The organism is Parasphingomonas halimpatiens, assembly GCF_036663795.1.
Classification (GTDB): domain Bacteria; phylum Pseudomonadota; class Alphaproteobacteria; order Sphingomonadales; family Sphingomonadaceae; genus Sphingomonas.
Map to the genome: position 1 here is coordinate 72,611 of NZ_JAXOJP010000019.1, position 15,329 is coordinate 87,939.

A 15,329-nucleotide genomic window follows, 5' to 3' on the forward strand; every position below is an offset into this window, starting at 1 on the left:
TCGCGTGTGCCGAGGCTCGAGCGCGTCCGGGAAATCCTGAAAGCAGGCGCCTATGAGCGGACAGACTGCGCGATGTCGAAATGCGGGTCGCTGATCTGGACGCCCTGTTTCGCCCATGCCGAACGCGAGCGACAGGTGACTCCGGGACGGCCCGGGCGTGGGTCTGCGGCCTCGGCATCGGCGAAGAACCTGATGCAATAGACGTCACGGTCGCCTTCATAGGTGACGCGGTAGGTGGTCGTGGTCGCGCTTCGCCGCGGAGACGCCATCGTGGGCGATGCGACGGTGGCGATCGTGGTGGCGGCGATCAGGCAGGCAGTCAGGCGGGCGATGATGGTCACAGCGTATCTCCGGGCAAATCCGGGCCCGGATCGGCGCCGCGACTGCCCGCCACGCCATGCGAAAAGTGTGCCATATACATAACACACGCAGTTGCGCTGCAGAGATCAGTGCAGGCGCCCGACCGCCCCGCCATTTCCCGCCAATCTTCGGCGGATGACGCCGATGTCTGGCACGGGCCGCCGACCTTCGGAACTGTTTGAAGCGGTACCCGCACAGCAAGCCGGGCGATCGGAATGGCGCGCGGCGACATCGCACGCTGCCGGGATCGTTATGCCCGGCGCGCAACAGTCGCTCGCGGCGGCGACCCCGGCTAGCGGGCGCTGGACCTTCCCCGCACGGGAAGGATCAGATGCTATTTCGTCGCGATGTCGCCGGGTTCGGCGCGGTATTCGGCCTTGACGAAGGCCTTGGCAGCGGTCTGGGTGCGGAAAGCGTCGGTCAGGATCTCGGCCGACACCAGCGGATAACCTTGCGAGTTATACCGCGTGGTGCGGACGGTGACGCGGAACACGCCCTCCTCATCCTTAGTTACGAGGAAGGGGCGGACGGGAACTCGCGACATTATATTCTCCTGAGACAGGTCGGGCAGATGATGGACAGGCGGCGTAATTACGCCGGCTGGTCCTCGGATGCGTCGGCGATCGCCGCTTCGGTGGTCAGCAGCAGGCCGGCGACCGAAGCCGCATCCTGCAGCCCCGAGCGCACGACCAGGGTCGGATCGATCACGCCGGCCTCGACGAGATTTTCGAACTTCTCGGTCTGCGCGTTGAAGCCCATCGCGGGATCGTTGCCGTCGAGCAGGCGGCCGGCGACGACGCCGCCGTCATGCCCGGCATTCTCGGCGATCTGGCGCAACGGTGCCTGGAGCGCCTTGCGCACGATGTCGATGCCGCGCGTCTGGTCGTCGTTCGCGCCCTTCAGGTCGGCGAGCGACAGCGAGGCGTAGAGCAAGGCGGTGCCGCCGCCGGGAAGAATGCCTTCCTCGACCGCCGCGCGTGTGGCGTGGAGCGCATCGTCGACGCGATCCTTGCGCTCGCGCATCTCGACCTCGGTCGAGGCGCCGACGCGGATGATCGCGACGCCGCCGGCGAGCTTGGCAAGGCGCTCCTGGAGCTTCTCCTTGTCATAGTCGCTGGTGGTGATCTCGATCTGCGCCTTGATCGCGGCGATGCGCGCCTTGATCGCCTCGGACGAACCGGCGCCATCGACGATGGTCGTGTCGTCCCTTTCGATCAGCACGCGCTTGGCGGTGCCGAGCATCTCCAGCGTGACACTGTCGAGCTTGATGCCGAGATCCTCGGAAATCAGCTCCGCCTTGGTGACGATCGCGATGTCCTCGAGCATCGCCTTGCGGCGATCGCCGAACCCCGGCGCCTTGACGGCGGCGACCTTGAGGCCGCCACGCATCTTGTTGACGACGAGCGTGGCGAGCGTGTCGCCCTCGACGTCCTCGGCGATGATCAGCAGCGGACGCCCCGACTTCATCACCGCCTCGAGCACCGGCAGCAGCGCCTGGAGATCGGACAGCTTCTTCTCATGGATCAGGATGTACGGATCGAGCAGCTCGACCGTCATCTTCTCGGTGTTGGTGACGAAATAGGGCGACAAATAGCCACGGTCGAACTGCATGCCGTCGACGACTTCGAGCTCGAACTCCATGCCCTGCGCGTCCTCGATCGAGATCACGCCTTCCTTGCCGACCTTCTCCATCGCCTCGGCGATCATGTTGCCGATTTCCTCGTCGCCATTGGCCGAGATGATCCCGACCTGGGCGATTTCGGCGTTGTTCGACACCGGGCGCGAGCGCGCGACGAGCGCCTCGACGACCTTGGTCACGGCGAGATCGATGCCGCGCTTGAGGTCCATCGGACTGACGCCGGCCGAGACCGACTTCATGCCTTCGCGAACGATCGCCTGGGCGAGCACGGTGGCGGTGGTGGTGCCGTCACCGGCATGATCCTGGGTGCGCGAGGCGACCGCGCGGAGCATCTGCGCGCCCATATTCTCGAACTTGTCCTTGAGCTCGATTTCCTTGGCGACGGTGACGCCGTCCTTGGTGATACGCGGCGCGCCATAGCCCTTGTCGAGCACGACGTTGCGACCCTTGGGGCCGAGCGTGACCTTGACCGCGTCGGCAATGATGTCGACGCCGCTCATGATGCGCTCACGCGCGTCGCGGCCGAATTTTACGTCTTTGGCTGCCATCTTGGCGGTTCCTTTTTGGAAAATACCGTTCGGGCTGAGCTTGTCGAAGCCCTGCCCTTCTTTCCGCCCGCGTTCAGACAAGAACGGCCCTTCGACAAGCTCAGGGCGAACGGGAGGTTGTGCAAACTAGATCAGCCGACGATCCCGAGAATGTCCGACTCCTTCATGATCAGCAGGTCTTCGCCGCCGATCTTGACCTCGCTGCCCGACCATTTGCCGAACAGGATCTTGTCGCCGGCCTTGACGTCGAGCGCGACGAGCGTGCCGTCCTCGCTGCGCGTGCCGGAACCGGTCGAGACGACTTCGCCTTCCTGCGGCTTTTCCTGGGCGGTGTCGGGGATGATGATGCCGCCGGCGCTCTTGGTGGCGGCTTCGATGCGACGGACGAGCACGCGATCGTGCAGGGGGCGGAATGTCATGGAGGGGGGCCGTTCGCTTGCTGGACCGCGACGCAATCGTCGCTCTCACAACCGGCGCCAGCGCAGCCATTTGCGAATTGGCACTCACGGAGCGCGAGTGCCAGCATGCCCCATGTGGGCGTTAATGCCGCGCGGGGCAAGGGCGGAGGCACGAACGCGACCTAAAATGGGCTCAGTGCGTGCGGCGTGCGCCGGCGTTCGGCGCCAACACCTTGCGCGGCGGCACGGCAATTCGCTAGCTCTCCGCCATGACCAACACGACCGAGATCTTCCTCATCGCGATGCTGCTGATCTTCGCGCTGCCCTATCTCGTCTGGCGGCTCGGTCGGACCGACTATTATGCCCCGCTGGTCGTGGTGCAGATCATCGGCGGGATCCTGTTGGGCCCAGGCGTGCTCGGCGCGGCCTTCCCCGCTTATTACGCCTTCATCTTCAGCCCCCCGGTGATCGGCGCGCTGAACGGCATCGCATGGTGGGCGGTGATGCTGTTCGTGTTCGTCGCGGGAATCGAACTCGATCTTGGCGAGGCGTGGCTGCGGCGGCGCGAGACCGGTGTCACGGCAGGGCTGGCGTTGCTCGTGCCACTGCTGTTCGGCATGGCGGCGGCGGCGGTGATCCTGCGCTGGCCGGGCTGGATCGGCGCGAAGGGCAATTACTGGCAGGTCCTGCTCGGCATCGGCATGTCGTGCGCCGTTACCGCCCTGCCGATCCTGGTCCTGTTTCTCGACAAGCTCGGCATTTTGCGCCAGCCGCTGGGCCAACGCATCCTGCGTTATGCCAGCCTCGACGATATCGCGATCTGGGGCGTGCTGGCGCTGATCCTGCTCGACTGGCAGCGCGTCGGGCGACAGCTGGCCTTCCTGATATTGTTCGCGATCGCGGCATGGGCGATCCGCCGCACGATGCGCGGCATTGGCGAGCGGGATCGCTGGTATGTCGGGCTGATCTGGCTGGCGGCGTGCGGCTTCGCCGCCGACTGGTCGGGGTTGCACTTCATGGTCGGCGCGTTCGTTGCCGGGGCGGTGCTCGACAAGAAATGGTTCGATGAGGCGCGCATGGACGCGTTCCGCGACCATATCCTGCTGGCGATCATGCCGGTGTTCTTCCTCAGCACGGGGCTGAAGACCAGCTGGGGCGTGGGCGGGGCCGAGGTGTTCGCCGTGGCAGCGCTGCTGCTCGTCGCGTCAGTGAGCGGCAAGCTCGCCGGGATGCATCTTGCCGGCCGCTTGCTCAACTGGGCGAAGGGCGAGGCGCGGATCATCGGCTGGCTGGTGCAAACCAAGGCGCTGATCATGATTATCTTCGCCAATATCCTGCTCGACCGTGCGGTGATCAGCAGCGAAACCTTCACCGCGCTGCTGCTGATGGCGATCGGCAGCACGATGCTGACGATCCCGGTGGTGACGCCGCTGCTGCGGCGCGGCGCCCACTGACGCGCGGCGCTATCCGGCGCGACGCCGGGTGCACCAGGCGTGCGCGGTCAGCGCCGCACCCAACAGCGCGGGCGCGGTGACACCCGGAAAGTCTATCCACAAGGCCGCGCTGCCGCAGATGCCGACCGCCACTTCCCATACATGGAACAGCGCATGGCCTGCCAGCCACAGGGTCGCGGCCGCCCAGAGCAGCGGGCGCTCGCGCGGCAGGCGGACGCCGGCGAGAAAGCCAGCGCCGATCATCACATAGACCAGCCCGATATCGCGCAGGAAATGCTGGTTGAACGGACCCGTCCTGGTCACACCGGGCACGGCAACGTACCAACGTTGCGGATCGACGAGCATGACGAGACCGTTGCCGAGCAGGAACAGGCCGAGCAGCAAGGCGGCGAGCTTGACGACGCGCATCACCCTGCCCCGCCCGGCAGCAGGCCTTCATCGGCCATCACGCCGGCGATATGACGCAGCTTGTCGGGATTGCGCACGATGTAGAGCGCCACGATCCGGCCGTCGGCGATCTCCAGCGCGGTGGTCTGGAACACGCCGCCGCGGTCGACGCTGGCATAACCGGGCAAGCCGTCGATGTGTAGCGCGCGCAGCATCACCGGGCGATAGCTCGGCTTGCGTCGCAGCCCGGCGAACAGGCGCAGCACGCGCTCGACGCCGCGGATCGGGTTGCGGAAGGCGATGACGCGGCCGCCGCCGTCGGAATGGATCACGACATGCTCGGCGAGCATCGCGCGCAGCCCTTCGGCATCGCCGTCGCGCGCGGCGACGAAGAAGGCCTGGGCAATGCGATCGGCCTCGGCCTGCGCGACGGGGAAACGCGGGCGCGCCTCGCGGACGTGGCGCCGCGCGCGGACCGCGAGCTGGCGCACCGCGGCGGCATCGCGGCCGAGCGTGGTCGCGACATCGTCCATCGCCACGCCGAAGATGTCGTGGAGCAGGAAGGCGGCGCGCTCGAGCGGCGAGAGGCGTTCGAGCGCGATCATCAGCGTCAGGGTGAGATCGTCGGAAGACGTGGCGTCGCTATCGTCGAGCAGCGGCTCCGGCAGCCAGGCACCGACATAACTCTCGCGCCGGTGCCGTGCCGACTTCATCCGGTCGAGGCACAGCCGGCTGACGACACGGGTGAGATAGGCAGCGGGCACGTCGACCTGCGCGCCGACCGCCGACCAGCGCAGCCATGCGTCCTGCACGACATCCTCGGCTTCGGACAGCGAGCCGAGCATGCGGTAGCCGAGCCGCAGCAGCCGCGGCCGCTGCGTCTCGAACACCTCCGTCGCGGAGTCAGGCTGCAACATCGCGCTTTTCTACCGGATGTGCGGCGCGAAAGCCCACCTGCAGACGATTCCAGCTGTTGATCGCGCCGATCAGCAAGGTCAGCTCGACCTGCTCCGCCGGGTCGAAGCAGGCGGCGAGTGCCTCATAATCGGCGTCGGGTGCGCCGGTCTGGGGCAGTAGCGTCAGCGCTTCGGTCCAGCCGAGCGCGGCGCGCTCGCGCGCGGTGTAGAGTGGCGACTCGCGCCACGCTTCCAGCAGATAGAGCCGCATCTCGCTCTCGCCCGCCGCGCGCGCGTCGGTGGCGTGCATGTGCAGGCAGAAGGCGCAGTGGTTGATCTGCGACGCGCGCATCCGCACCAGTTCCATCAGCGCGAGTTCGAGGGTGCCGTGCTTGAAGCTGGCTTCGAGCGCCATCATCGCCTGCAGGCCGCGCGGGGCGAGCATGGCGGCGTTGGGCAATCGGGGGGTCATGTCGTGTCTCCTGCGTGCACCATGCACGCTCGATGACATGACGAGGCGGCGACGGCGATTGTGACATGCCGGGTAAATTTATTGCACGGCGCGCTTACGAATGGCGTTAGCGGTCCATCCAGACGATCCCGAAGCCCTGGTTGGCAACGAGGCGCGTGACGCGAAATCCGAGATCGGTCGCGAGTTGTCGCACGTCGTCGACCGTGCGGCCGTCGATCAGATGATATTCCATGCGGATGTGATCGACGGTCGCGAACAGCGCCGGATCGCGCATGAAATCCCACTCGGCTCCCTCGCAATCGACCTTGAGCAGGTCGATGTGACCGCCGGCGCGAGCAAGCACCGTGGCGAACCCCGTCAGCGTGATCGCGCCGTCGGCCTTTGGTTCGGTGCGGGCAATGTTGGAACCGCCATATTCGATCATCTCGGCGCGCCCTTCGACAGCCGCCACGCCCTCCTCGAAGACGCTGGTCAGCGGGTGCGCAACATTGTGCCGCGCATAGGCCGCGGTGCCCGGTGACGGTTCATAGGCATGGATTTCCGCAGCGGGAAAACGCTCGCGCGCGAAACTTGTGAACAACCCGACATTGGCGCCGATATCGACGATCGTCCGCAGCGCGCGGGTGATCCGGCGCAAGCCATAATCGTCGTCGAGAACGACATTGGCGAAATCGGCGACGAGCAACGGATCGTCGGGGAAACGCATCGCGCGGGCCTGGCCACCGAAGCGCAAGCTCTCGGGCAGGCGCGTGCGGGATGTCCCGACAAAGGCAACGCCATGCCGGTGTGCGCGCAGCGCACGGTGGATCAGGGTAACAAGTTGCCGCACGCGCTGTTTCATTGACGCCTCTCTTCGATGGCGTTCTCCGCCATTGGCAATGCCATGACGCTGCCGGTCCGCCCTTTCCTCACCCTCGCGGCGAAAGATGATGAAGAAAGTGTGCGGCGGCAGCTTTCGAGCAGCGCCCGACTGCGGTCAAGCGACCCGCGCCGGGCGATGCCGGGGATCGGCCCGCATGATTTGGTCGTAGCGCCGATCGAAGGAGCCTTCGACCTGCGGCGCCACAAAGAGCGCGTGCCGGTCAGCGCGAGTCGGGAAGATGGACGCTCACAGCTTCACCGTCAGATCGGCGTGGAAGCTCCGCTGCGGGAAGGGATGGAACAGGAAATATTTGTCGTTGTTCACATTATCGACGCCGATCGCGAAGCGGTAATGGTCGGTGACCTTGAACGCGGCGCGCAGGTCGACGACAAGATATTTGTAGAAGCCTTGATAGGTGTTGCCGACGATGTCGCTGTTGTCGAGCGTGGCATAGTTGCGGCTGGCGTAGCGCGCGGCGGCGGTCAGCGCGATGGCATCGGTCGGGCGCCAGGTGACGACGGCGCTCGCCTTCCAGTGCGGCACCGACGGCAGCACCTTGCCGACCGCCGCCGGAAAGGCAGCGTCGCTGCGGGTGGTCGCGTCGGCATAGGTGACGCTGCCCGAGACATCGATATGGGTGCTGGCGATGTCGTTGCGGTTGAACGCCAGCTCGACGCCGCGCGCGCGGGTGCGATCGACATTCTGGACGAAGGTAGCGATGGTCGATGTGCCGTTCAGCGGGCCGCTCTGCGAGATCAGCGCATCCTCGATCGATTCGTTGAACAGCGACAGGCGGATATTGCCGTGCGCGTCGCGCCGCTCGATCGCCAGTTCCCCCGACAGAGCGCGTTCGGGTTTGAGATCGGGATTGGCGATCTGCTGGATCGCGCCGGTCGTGACCGCCTGGTAGAGTTCGCCCGCGGTCGGGAAGCGATAGGCCTTGCCGAAGGACAGGCGCGCAGTCCAACCGGCTGCCGGCGTCCAGGCGAGCGAGGCCTTGGGCGAGAAGCCCGTTGCGGTGCGCGAAGGCTGATAGACCGGGTTGACCGGCGACAGCAGCGGCGACGTGGAGAAGTTGAACCCGTCGAACCCGCGCCACCATTCGTAGCGGCCGCCAAGCGTCAGCGTCAGCGGTTCGGCGAGGCGGATCTCATCCTGCGCCCATAAGGCGGTCGTCTGGGTCTTGCCGCGCGACGCCTGGTTGAGGGCACCCTCGCTCCCGCGGATCCAGTCGCTCGTCGCGTAGCGGTTGCTGTTCACGACATAGCGATCCCAATGCGCCCCGGCGTTGACCGTATTGGCATTATCGGCGCGCCAGGCACCCTTGGCATCGAGGGTCTTCCACCCGGTGCCATCGAGCCGGGTAATGCTGCCCGCGCCGCCGGCGAAGGCGGTGGGCAGCGGATCGGTCGCGGTGCGCTGAACGTCCTTGCCGAAGCTGTAGATCGTGCCGACGACCTGCCAGTCGAAGCGCCCGCCATGACCGGTCACCGACAGCGCATGCGACCAGTGTCGTTCGTCGAAGCGATAGACGCTGCCGCTGAAAACGCTTGCCGCGATAGTATAGCCATCGCCGGCACTGTCGATCTGCCGTGCGGTCGGGCTGGTCGGCGAAACGTAGATCGGCAACCCCGTCGTCGTATCCGTCAGATAGCTCTCGACGGTCGAATCGACCGCGTTGAGGAACAGGCCGCCGACATAGGTCAGCCGCAGCGACGAGGAGAGGTCGAGCGCCGCCTTGACCTTGATATTGTCCTGCACCGCATGTTGCAGCGAGATGGCGCCGAAGATGCGGATCGCCTGGTTGGCGCGGTTGACATCGTCATAGCCGCCATTCGTCGGAATCGCCGGCGCGCCGGCGAGCGCGCCACGCGTGCCGGTGGCATAGCCGATCGGCTGGCTGTCGCTGATCGTATGCGTGACGCTGGCGAACAGCGCGAGCGGGCCGAAGCGATCGCCGAGCGTGGCGGAGAGCTGATGGGCGGGCAGCGTGCGATGCGTGCCATATTGGTCTAAGGGCTGGACGTTGGCGCCGGCGCTGAGCGTGCCCTCCAGCTTGTCGGGCAGGCGCGTGGTGATGTTGACCACCGCGCCGATCGCATTGCCGGCATAGGCCGCCGAGAAGGGGCCGTAGAGTATATCGATCCGCGCGATTTCCTCCGGGCTGACCATGCCCCAGCGCGGGCTGGCCGATGTGTTGTTGTTGCCGATCAGCGAGGAGAGCAAGGCGCCATCGGCGTAGATCAGGCTGCGCGCACTGGCGCCTAGCCCCGAAGTACGCGTCGCCAGCGGCGCCTGGGTGTCGCCGAGATTGCGCTTACGGACGACGAGGCTGGGGAGATATTTGAGCGTGTCCTCGACAGTGACCGCGTTGACGGTGTCGGCGATGTGATCGGCCGTTACGGTGGCGCGGCTCGTCGGTGCGTTCTCGATCGACTGGGTCTGTTTCTGCGCGACGACAAGGACGTCCTGCGCAGGCGCCGGCGCGTCCTCGGCGCGGGCGGCGATGGGAGCCAGGGCGACAAACAGGGCGAAGGCCGACGCGGAAGCGCGCAGGCAGGCGATATCGGTCATGAAAGTTACTCGTTCAGGGCGGCATATGGCCGCGCGTCAGCTGGTCGGCCGGCGAAGCGGCCGCACGAAGGTGGGAACGAGGTGGCCGGTGACAGGCAATCACCAACGGCAGGACGCGGGCGACATGCTCGTCACTCGATGGATCCCGCCACCTGTTGGATCCAGATTGTCGGATCATGGCGGCGCGTGATGACGCGACACCCCACCTCGTCAGCGCAGTGCGGGTGGTCCGCGCAAGGGAGGGCGTAGAAAGGCCCAAATCGGCCGCCGCGCGATCGGCGTAAACAGCACGCCGAACGCGACGATCGCGGCGAGCGCGATCGCCAGCTGGATGATATCGGCGCCGCCGAGACCTGGCGCGGCGAGGCCGGCAAAGGCGCAGGGCGCTTCATGCTTGCCCGGCGCGTCGTGGTCGCCGCCTGGGGTGGCCATGCCGGGCATCGCCATGGTCGCCGTCATCGGGCCGCTGCCCGAGCAGATCACGATCGCCACGCCCTTCGCGCCAAACACCGGCATGAAGCCGGCCGGGACGAGCACCTTCATGGCCAGGGCAAGCGTCACCATCAGCCAGGCCAGGCGCGCGTGCCGGCGGAAGAGATGTCGCATACCCCGCATAAGCGCGCCGTAGCGGCTGCGATCCGCCATGTCATGACCGGCGCGCGCGACGGACGAAAAAAGCCCCGGCCGTCTCCGACCGGGGCTTTTGGATTTCGCGAACCTTGCCGGCGGGCCCGCGTCGCCGCGCCGTTACTTGTTCGGAATCAGCGACGTAAACGCACCATCGGTGCCGTTGCCGTCGAGCTGGTTGCTGCCATAGCTGAGCAGGCTGCCGCTCTGGAGCGCCGCGACGCCCGTGAGGTTGTTGCTGATCAGGCTGTTGCCGACACGCGCCGTTGATCCGGTGCCGTTGACGATCAAGCCAAAGCTGCTGCTGTTCGAGACCACCGAATGATCGAGGATCAGCTTGATCGTACCGGTCGATGGCGGCGACTTGAGCAGAATGCCGTTGGTGTTGCCCGCGATGGTCGTGTTGTCGACCGTGGCATTGATCACCGACCCGACGATGTTCACCGTATCGAGCCGCAGGCCGATATTCTGGTTGTTGAGCAAGCGGCTGTTGACGATCGTTACATCGGCGGAGATGCCCGCTGCGGGCTGGACCAGAACGCCCCCGGTCAGCGTATCGCTGACGACGCCGCCCTCGATGATCGAGACGTTGTCGATGATCAGCTTGCCGGTCGCAGTGTTGACGAAGTTGACGCCATAACCGTTACGGAAACCGCTGATCGTCATGTTGCGCAGCGTGACGTTGCCGCCCTGCAGAACGTAGATGCCGTTGACGCCGGCGACGCCGGTGCTGCCGAGGCCGTCGACATAAAGACCGCTGATCGTCACATAGGTGCCGGCCGGAACGTTGATGATGATGGCATTGGTCGCCGCCACCAGCACGCCCGCCTGCGGATTGTTATCGCAGATGATCGCGATCGATTTGGTGATGGTCAGGCTGCCGAAGCCGCCCGGATCGAGGCAGTTGATCTCGCCGCCGGCCGCCGTCTTGGCGATCGCGCCGCCAAAGGTCTTGCACGGCGCGGTGCGGCTGCAGGGATTGACGTCGTCGCCGACGCCCGAGATCCAGGTCCGAGTCGCCTGCGCCGAAGCGGGTGCGGCAAAGAATAGCCCAGCCGCGAAAAAGGTACTAAAAATCAGCGCGATACGCTTGAATGCCGTCATTTAACCCTCCCGTTTCAACGGGAGTTAGCATAATCTAAACCATAGTGGTTAGGAAGGAAGCGACGCGCCCCGCGCCGCATCAATCCGTGCCCGAACGGCACGAGCTTGTCGCCCCCCCGGTGGCTTGCCCGAGATGAAAGAACCCCGACCGCTTCCGGCCGGGGTTCTTGTTTTACCGCGTCGCGCGAGCGCTTATTTGGTCGGTATCGCCGCAGTGGTGAAGGTGCCGTCGGTGACGTTACCATCGATCAGATTGTTGCCATAGCTCGAGAGCACGGCATTCTGGATGGCCTGGACGCCGATGAGGTTGTTGGTAACGAGGCTGTTGCCGACACGCATGGTCGATCCGGCGCCGTTCGTGAAGAGTCCCGTATTGCTGTTGTTGGTGACAACCGCATGGTCGACCATCAACTTGACGGTACCGGTCGATGTCGGCGACTTTATCAGGACGCCGTTGGTGTTGCCGGCGAAGGTGCTGCCACTGACCGTGGCATTGATGACCGAGCCGACGCTACCGACGGTGTCGAGGCGCAGCCCGACATTTTCGTTATTGAGCAAGCGACTGTTGTTGATCGTGACATTGGCGACGATGCCCGCCCCCGGCTTGACCTGAACCCCTCCGGACAGAAGGTTGCTGGAAATGCCGCTCTCGATGATCGACACATTGTCCATGATCAGCTTGCCGGTTTGCTGATTGACGAAATTCACGCCGAAGCCGTTGCGAAAGCCGCTGATCGTCATGTTGCGCAGCGTGATGTTGCCGCCCTGCAGAACCTTGACGCCGTTGGTACCCGGGCTGCCCGTGCTGCCGAGCCCGTCGATATACAAGCCGCTCAGCGTGACATAGGTGCCAGCGGAAACGTTGATGACGATCCCGTCGCTTCCCGAAACCAGAACGCCGGCCTGCTGGATATTGTCGCAGATCAGTGCGATCGACTTGGTGATCGTGACGGCGCCGTAGCCGGCCGGATCGAGACAGTCGATTTCGCCACCCGCATCGGTCTTGGCGATGGCGCCGGCGAAGGTGAGGCAGGGCGTGGCACGGCTGCAGTCGTTGCTGTCATCGCCGCTGCCCGACACCCAGGTCCGGGTAGTCTGGGCCGATGCTGCGGGGCTGCACACCAGGCCGAAAACGAAAAGCGCCGGCAGAAATTTCGCTATATGGTTGATTTTTTGCATGGAACCTTCTCGTTTGAACCCAACCACCTCATTATAGGGTGGCGGAAATCGAGAAGGTTGCGATAGGTACGGCTACGTATCGATCCTAATGGTCAGCCGATTCCGAACGGCACGACCTTGTTGCCGGCGTCATGCGCGATGTCAGCCGCACCGAGATAGGGCACGCCCATCTCGCCGCACCAGCGCACGATCATCTCGGCGGGCGTGCCCGACCAGGCCGGCGTGTTGGGCTTGATGTCGACGACCCGTCCGAGCCGGATGCCGGCGACACCCTTCAACTGCGTCGCGTGCGCCATGGTGAAGAGCATGCGGTCGACGCGGTAGAGCGGCTCCGACACTTCCTCGATCATCAGCACATGATCGGTCAGATCGGGCATGTAGGGCGTACCGATCAGCGACGCGAGAATGGCAAGGTTGAACGCCGCGGTCGGTCGGCCGTCGAGGCTCGGTTCGAGCCCGGCGCGGTCCTTGCGCACGAGCCAGTCGAGCGAGCGCGTCACCGTGATGTCGCCGCCCTTGCGGTTGAGGTCGATCAGCATCGGCCCGTGCACCGGGTGGCCGATCCGCGCGGCGTAAAGCGCGCCGAGCAGGAAGCCCATGTCGGAATAGCCGACATAGCTCTTGCCGCGCGCCGCGGCGTTGAGCTGTGGGAGCACGGTGTGGAGGATGCGATTCGACCCGTAGCCGCCACGCGCGAACCAGATCGCGTCGATCGATGGATCGTTGGCCAACTCGACAAAGGCGGCGGCGCGGGCGTCGTCGGGGCCGGCGAAATGGCTGCCGTCATCGAGAAAACATTGCGGGTGGATGACGAGCTCGACCATCGGCAGGGTCAGCGCGACGAACGCCTCGGCCTTGGCGGCAGTACCCGTATCGAGCCGATTGGCCGGCGCGCATACCCCGATCTTCACCCGTTCCGTCCTTCGCATCGTTGCCGGAGCGCTTGCCCCTCACCGGCCCAGGCGATAGCGCGGGCGGATGGTGGACGGCAAACCCTACTTCTTCGTCGGCATCGGCGGTTCCGGCATGATGCCGCTGGCAATGATCCTCGCCGGGCGCGGCGCGGAGGTTGCGGGATCGGATCGCACGCTCGACCAGGGACGGCTGCCGCGCAAGTTCGACGATTTGCGCGCCAAGGGCGTCGCGCTGTTCGCGCAGGATGGCAGCGGGATCGTTTCGGCCGACCAGATCGTGGTGGCGTCGGCGGCGGTGGAGGCGAGCGTGCCCGACATCGTCGCGGCCGAGCGGGTTGGTGCCGAGCGCATGACGCGCGCCGCGCTGCTCGCCTCGCTGTTCAACGCCGGCGCCCTGCCGATCGGCGTGGCCGGAACCTCGGGCAAATCGACCGTGACGGGCATGATCGGCTGGATCCTCCACATCCTCGGGCAGGACCCAACGGTGATGAACGGCGCGGTGATGAAGAATTTCGTCGGCGACGACACGCCCTATGCCAGCGCGCTGGTCGGGCGTGGCCTCCCCTTCGTCAGCGAGGTCGATGAGAGCGACGGCTCGATCGCCGGCTACGCGCCGAAGATCGCGGTGCTCAACAATGTCAGCCTCGATCACAAGTCGCTCGAGGAATTGCGCGCGCTGTTCGGCGCGTTCATCGCCAAGGCCGAGACGGCGGTGATCAACATCGACAATGCCGATGGCGCGGCGCTGGCGATGACGCTACCGGGCGACCGGGTGACCAGCGTCTCGATCGAAGGCGAAGCGGATCTGGTCGCCAGCAATCTCGCCGAGCGACCGTTCGGCGTCGATTTCGCGCTGACCGAGCGCGGCGGCGGTACCGCGCACGTCAAGCTGCAGGTGCCCGGGCGGCACAATGTCGCCAACGCGCTGGCCGCGATCGGCGCGGCGCGCGCGGCGGGGATCGCGCTCGACGATGCGGCGAAGGCGATCGGTGGTTTCGTCGGCTTGCGCCGACGCATGGAACTGGTCGGCGAGGCGGCGGGCGTCTCGGTAATCGACGATTTCGGGCATAATCCCGACAAGATCGGCGCCACGCTCGACACGCTCCACGCCTTTCCCGGTCGGCTGTTGTTGTTGTTTCAGCCGCATGGCTATGGCCCGCTCAAGATGATGCGGCGCGAGTTGGTCGCGACCTTCGCGACGAGGATGGGCAGCGAGGACGTGCTGGTGCTGGCCGATCCGGTCTATCAGGGGGGCACGGTCGCGCGCGATGTCACCAGCGCCGACATTGTCGACGACGTGGCGGCGGCGGGTGCCGCGGCGCATCACATCGCCGATCGCGCCGCCGCCGCCGCGCATCTCGCCACGATCGCGCAGCCGGGCGATCGCATCGTCGTGATGGGCGCGCGCGACGACACGCTCAGCCAGCTCGCCGGCGACATGCTGGCGATGATCGCCGCGAAGGATGGCAAAATCGCCGACGCGTGATAGGAGGGCGGTGACGCCTGACGGCGCCGCCTACGTGAATATCTCGAAGGGATTCACCGCCATGTTCCGCCGCCTGTTCCTCGACCACCCCGCATCGGTCGGCGAAAGCTATGCCGAGCATTTCGGCGTGGCATCGCGCTTCGGGTTGAAGATGGTCTCGGGCGGCGTGCGCTGCGCGCTGCATGCGGTGCTCCCGTTCCTGTTCAAGACCGCCGGCAGCGACACCGTCGCGGCGCTACACGCCGAACTGGTGCTCAAGCGCAGTGCCGCCCGCGCGGCGCAGACGCAGATGAACACCGTTGAATATGTGATCTAGGAGGCGTTGACAAATTGGCGCATCCACAGCCGGATTGAGACGAGGTGGATGAAGCCGAGATAGCTATCGGCGGTTTTGTCATATCGGGTGGCGAGCCGCCGGGCGTTTTTGAG

The 15,329-nt window shown here is 65.7% G+C and carries 16 protein-coding genes and 1 pseudogene; 3 read left to right on the forward strand and 14 right to left on the reverse strand.

Translation table 11 applies throughout. The annotated features are described in order from the left end of the window. Positions 1-50 precede the first annotated feature (50 nt). From U1839_RS17660 to U1839_RS17675, 4 genes are all read right to left on the reverse strand, one after another. A complete protein-coding gene (locus tag U1839_RS17660) occupies positions 51-341 on the reverse strand; it encodes a hypothetical protein (RefSeq protein ID WP_332804903.1) in 291 nt (96 codons plus the stop codon). A 353-nt stretch (positions 342-694) separates the two neighbouring features. Next, positions 695-904 carry a hypothetical protein gene (locus U1839_RS17665; RefSeq protein ID WP_332804904.1) on the reverse strand — a complete coding sequence of 70 codons (210 nt, stop codon included), beginning with the start codon at positions 902-904 and terminating at the stop codon, positions 695-697. Positions 905-951: 47 nt separating this feature from the next. Beyond that, positions 952-2,547: a chaperonin GroEL gene (groL, locus tag U1839_RS17670; RefSeq protein WP_332804905.1), complete on the reverse strand. Its 1,596-nt coding sequence runs from the start codon at positions 2,545-2,547 to the stop codon at positions 952-954. 131 nt (positions 2,548-2,678) lie between these two features. Further along, on the reverse strand, positions 2,679-2,966 hold the full coding sequence (locus U1839_RS17675) for a co-chaperone GroES (protein ID WP_332804906.1): 288 nt from the start codon (positions 2,964-2,966) through the stop codon (positions 2,679-2,681). A 248-nt stretch (positions 2,967-3,214) separates the two neighbouring features. Between U1839_RS17675 and U1839_RS17680 the strand changes: the two genes are divergently transcribed. Then, complete coding sequence (locus tag U1839_RS17680; protein WP_332804907.1) at positions 3,215-4,399, forward strand: cation:proton antiporter; 1,185 nt, start codon at positions 3,215-3,217, stop codon at positions 4,397-4,399. Between the two features lie 9 nt (positions 4,400-4,408). On the opposite strand, the gene U1839_RS17685 is transcribed toward U1839_RS17680, so the two are convergent. From U1839_RS17685 to U1839_RS17725, 9 genes are all read right to left on the reverse strand, one after another. Next, positions 4,409-4,807 (reverse strand): hypothetical protein, encoded by a 399-nt coding sequence (locus U1839_RS17685; RefSeq protein WP_332804908.1) that lies wholly within the window; start codon positions 4,805-4,807, stop codon positions 4,409-4,411. Beyond that, positions 4,807-5,703: a sigma-70 family RNA polymerase sigma factor gene (locus U1839_RS17690; RefSeq protein ID WP_332804909.1), complete on the reverse strand. Its 897-nt coding sequence runs from the start codon at positions 5,701-5,703 to the stop codon at positions 4,807-4,809. Before U1839_RS17690 ends, U1839_RS17685 begins: the two co-directional genes overlap by 1 nt. After that, the gene (locus U1839_RS17695) at positions 5,690-6,154 is read right to left on the reverse strand and encodes a carboxymuconolactone decarboxylase family protein (RefSeq protein ID WP_332804910.1); all 465 of its coding nucleotides are present in this window, start codon (positions 6,152-6,154) and stop codon (positions 5,690-5,692) included. The genes U1839_RS17690 and U1839_RS17695 overlap by 14 nt, the downstream gene beginning before the upstream one ends. Positions 6,155-6,260: 106 nt before the next feature. Continuing rightward, positions 6,261-6,995: an FkbM family methyltransferase gene (locus U1839_RS17700; RefSeq protein ID WP_332804911.1), complete on the reverse strand. Its 735-nt coding sequence runs from the start codon at positions 6,993-6,995 to the stop codon at positions 6,261-6,263. A 267-nt stretch (positions 6,996-7,262) separates the two neighbouring features. Then, positions 7,263-9,590: a TonB-dependent receptor gene (locus U1839_RS17705; RefSeq protein WP_332804912.1), complete on the reverse strand. Its 2,328-nt coding sequence runs from the start codon at positions 9,588-9,590 to the stop codon at positions 7,263-7,265. A gap of 210 nt (positions 9,591-9,800) precedes the next feature. Next, positions 9,801-10,196, reverse strand: coding sequence for a DUF2946 family protein (locus U1839_RS17710; protein ID WP_332804913.1), 396 nt, complete (start codon positions 10,194-10,196; stop codon positions 9,801-9,803). A gap of 141 nt (positions 10,197-10,337) precedes the next feature. Next, positions 10,338-11,321: a right-handed parallel beta-helix repeat-containing protein gene (locus U1839_RS17715; protein ID WP_332804914.1), complete on the reverse strand. Its 984-nt coding sequence runs from the start codon at positions 11,319-11,321 to the stop codon at positions 10,338-10,340. Positions 11,322-11,513: 192 nt separating this feature from the next. Continuing rightward, positions 11,514-12,443 carry a right-handed parallel beta-helix repeat-containing protein gene (locus U1839_RS17720; protein WP_332804915.1) on the reverse strand — a complete coding sequence of 310 codons (930 nt, stop codon included), beginning with the start codon at positions 12,441-12,443 and terminating at the stop codon, positions 11,514-11,516. A gap of 149 nt (positions 12,444-12,592) precedes the next feature. Next, entirely contained in the window at positions 12,593-13,411 is an 819-nt protein-coding gene (locus U1839_RS17725) for an LD-carboxypeptidase (protein WP_332804916.1), read from the reverse strand. 67 nt (positions 13,412-13,478) lie between these two features. Between U1839_RS17725 and U1839_RS17730 the strand changes: the two genes are divergently transcribed. Beyond that, positions 13,479-14,900 carry a glutamate ligase domain-containing protein gene (locus U1839_RS17730; protein WP_332804917.1) on the forward strand — a complete coding sequence of 474 codons (1,422 nt, stop codon included), beginning with the start codon at positions 13,479-13,481 and terminating at the stop codon, positions 14,898-14,900. Positions 14,901-14,961: 61 nt separating this feature from the next. Beyond that, on the forward strand, positions 14,962-15,216 hold the full coding sequence (locus U1839_RS17735) for a DUF6356 family protein (protein WP_332804918.1): 255 nt from the start codon (positions 14,962-14,964) through the stop codon (positions 15,214-15,216). Here U1839_RS17735 and U1839_RS17740 read toward each other — a convergent pair. Continuing rightward, positions 15,213-15,329: pseudogene (locus tag U1839_RS17740) on the reverse strand (IS5 family transposase); the annotation flags it as partial. The gene U1839_RS17735 and the pseudogene U1839_RS17740 sit on opposite strands and share 4 nt — an antisense overlap.

What these genes read in the sequence shown, in the direction of transcription:
- U1839_RS17665 (WP_332804904.1), bottom strand. Translation starts at nt 904, where the DNA reads ATGTCGCGAGTTCCCGTCCGCCCCTTCCTCGTAACTAAGGATGAGGAG.
- groL (WP_332804905.1), bottom strand. Translation starts at nt 2,547, where the DNA reads ATGGCAGCCAAAGACGTAAAATTCGGCCGCGACGCGCGTGAGCGCATC.
- U1839_RS17675 (WP_332804906.1), bottom strand. Translation starts at nt 2,966, where the DNA reads ATGACATTCCGCCCCCTGCACGATCGCGTGCTCGTCCGTCGCATCGAA.
- U1839_RS17680 (WP_332804907.1), top strand. Translation starts at nt 3,215, where the DNA reads ATGACCAACACGACCGAGATCTTCCTCATCGCGATGCTGCTGATCTTC.
- U1839_RS17685 (WP_332804908.1), bottom strand. Translation starts at nt 4,807, where the DNA reads ATGCGCGTCGTCAAGCTCGCCGCCTTGCTGCTCGGCCTGTTCCTGCTC.
- U1839_RS17690 (WP_332804909.1), bottom strand. Translation starts at nt 5,703, where the DNA reads ATGTTGCAGCCTGACTCCGCGACGGAGGTGTTCGAGACGCAGCGGCCG.
- U1839_RS17695 (WP_332804910.1), bottom strand. Translation starts at nt 6,154, where the DNA reads ATGACCCCCCGATTGCCCAACGCCGCCATGCTCGCCCCGCGCGGCCTG.
- U1839_RS17700 (WP_332804911.1), bottom strand. Translation starts at nt 6,995, where the DNA reads ATGAAACAGCGCGTGCGGCAACTTGTTACCCTGATCCACCGTGCGCTG.
- U1839_RS17705 (WP_332804912.1), bottom strand. Translation starts at nt 9,590, where the DNA reads ATGACCGATATCGCCTGCCTGCGCGCTTCCGCGTCGGCCTTCGCCCTG.
- U1839_RS17710 (WP_332804913.1), bottom strand. Translation starts at nt 10,196, where the DNA reads ATGCGACATCTCTTCCGCCGGCACGCGCGCCTGGCCTGGCTGATGGTG.
- U1839_RS17715 (WP_332804914.1), bottom strand. Translation starts at nt 11,321, where the DNA reads ATGACGGCATTCAAGCGTATCGCGCTGATTTTTAGTACCTTTTTCGCG.
- U1839_RS17730 (WP_332804917.1), top strand. Translation starts at nt 13,479, where the DNA reads ATGGTGGACGGCAAACCCTACTTCTTCGTCGGCATCGGCGGTTCCGGC.
- U1839_RS17735 (WP_332804918.1), top strand. Translation starts at nt 14,962, where the DNA reads ATGTTCCGCCGCCTGTTCCTCGACCACCCCGCATCGGTCGGCGAAAGC.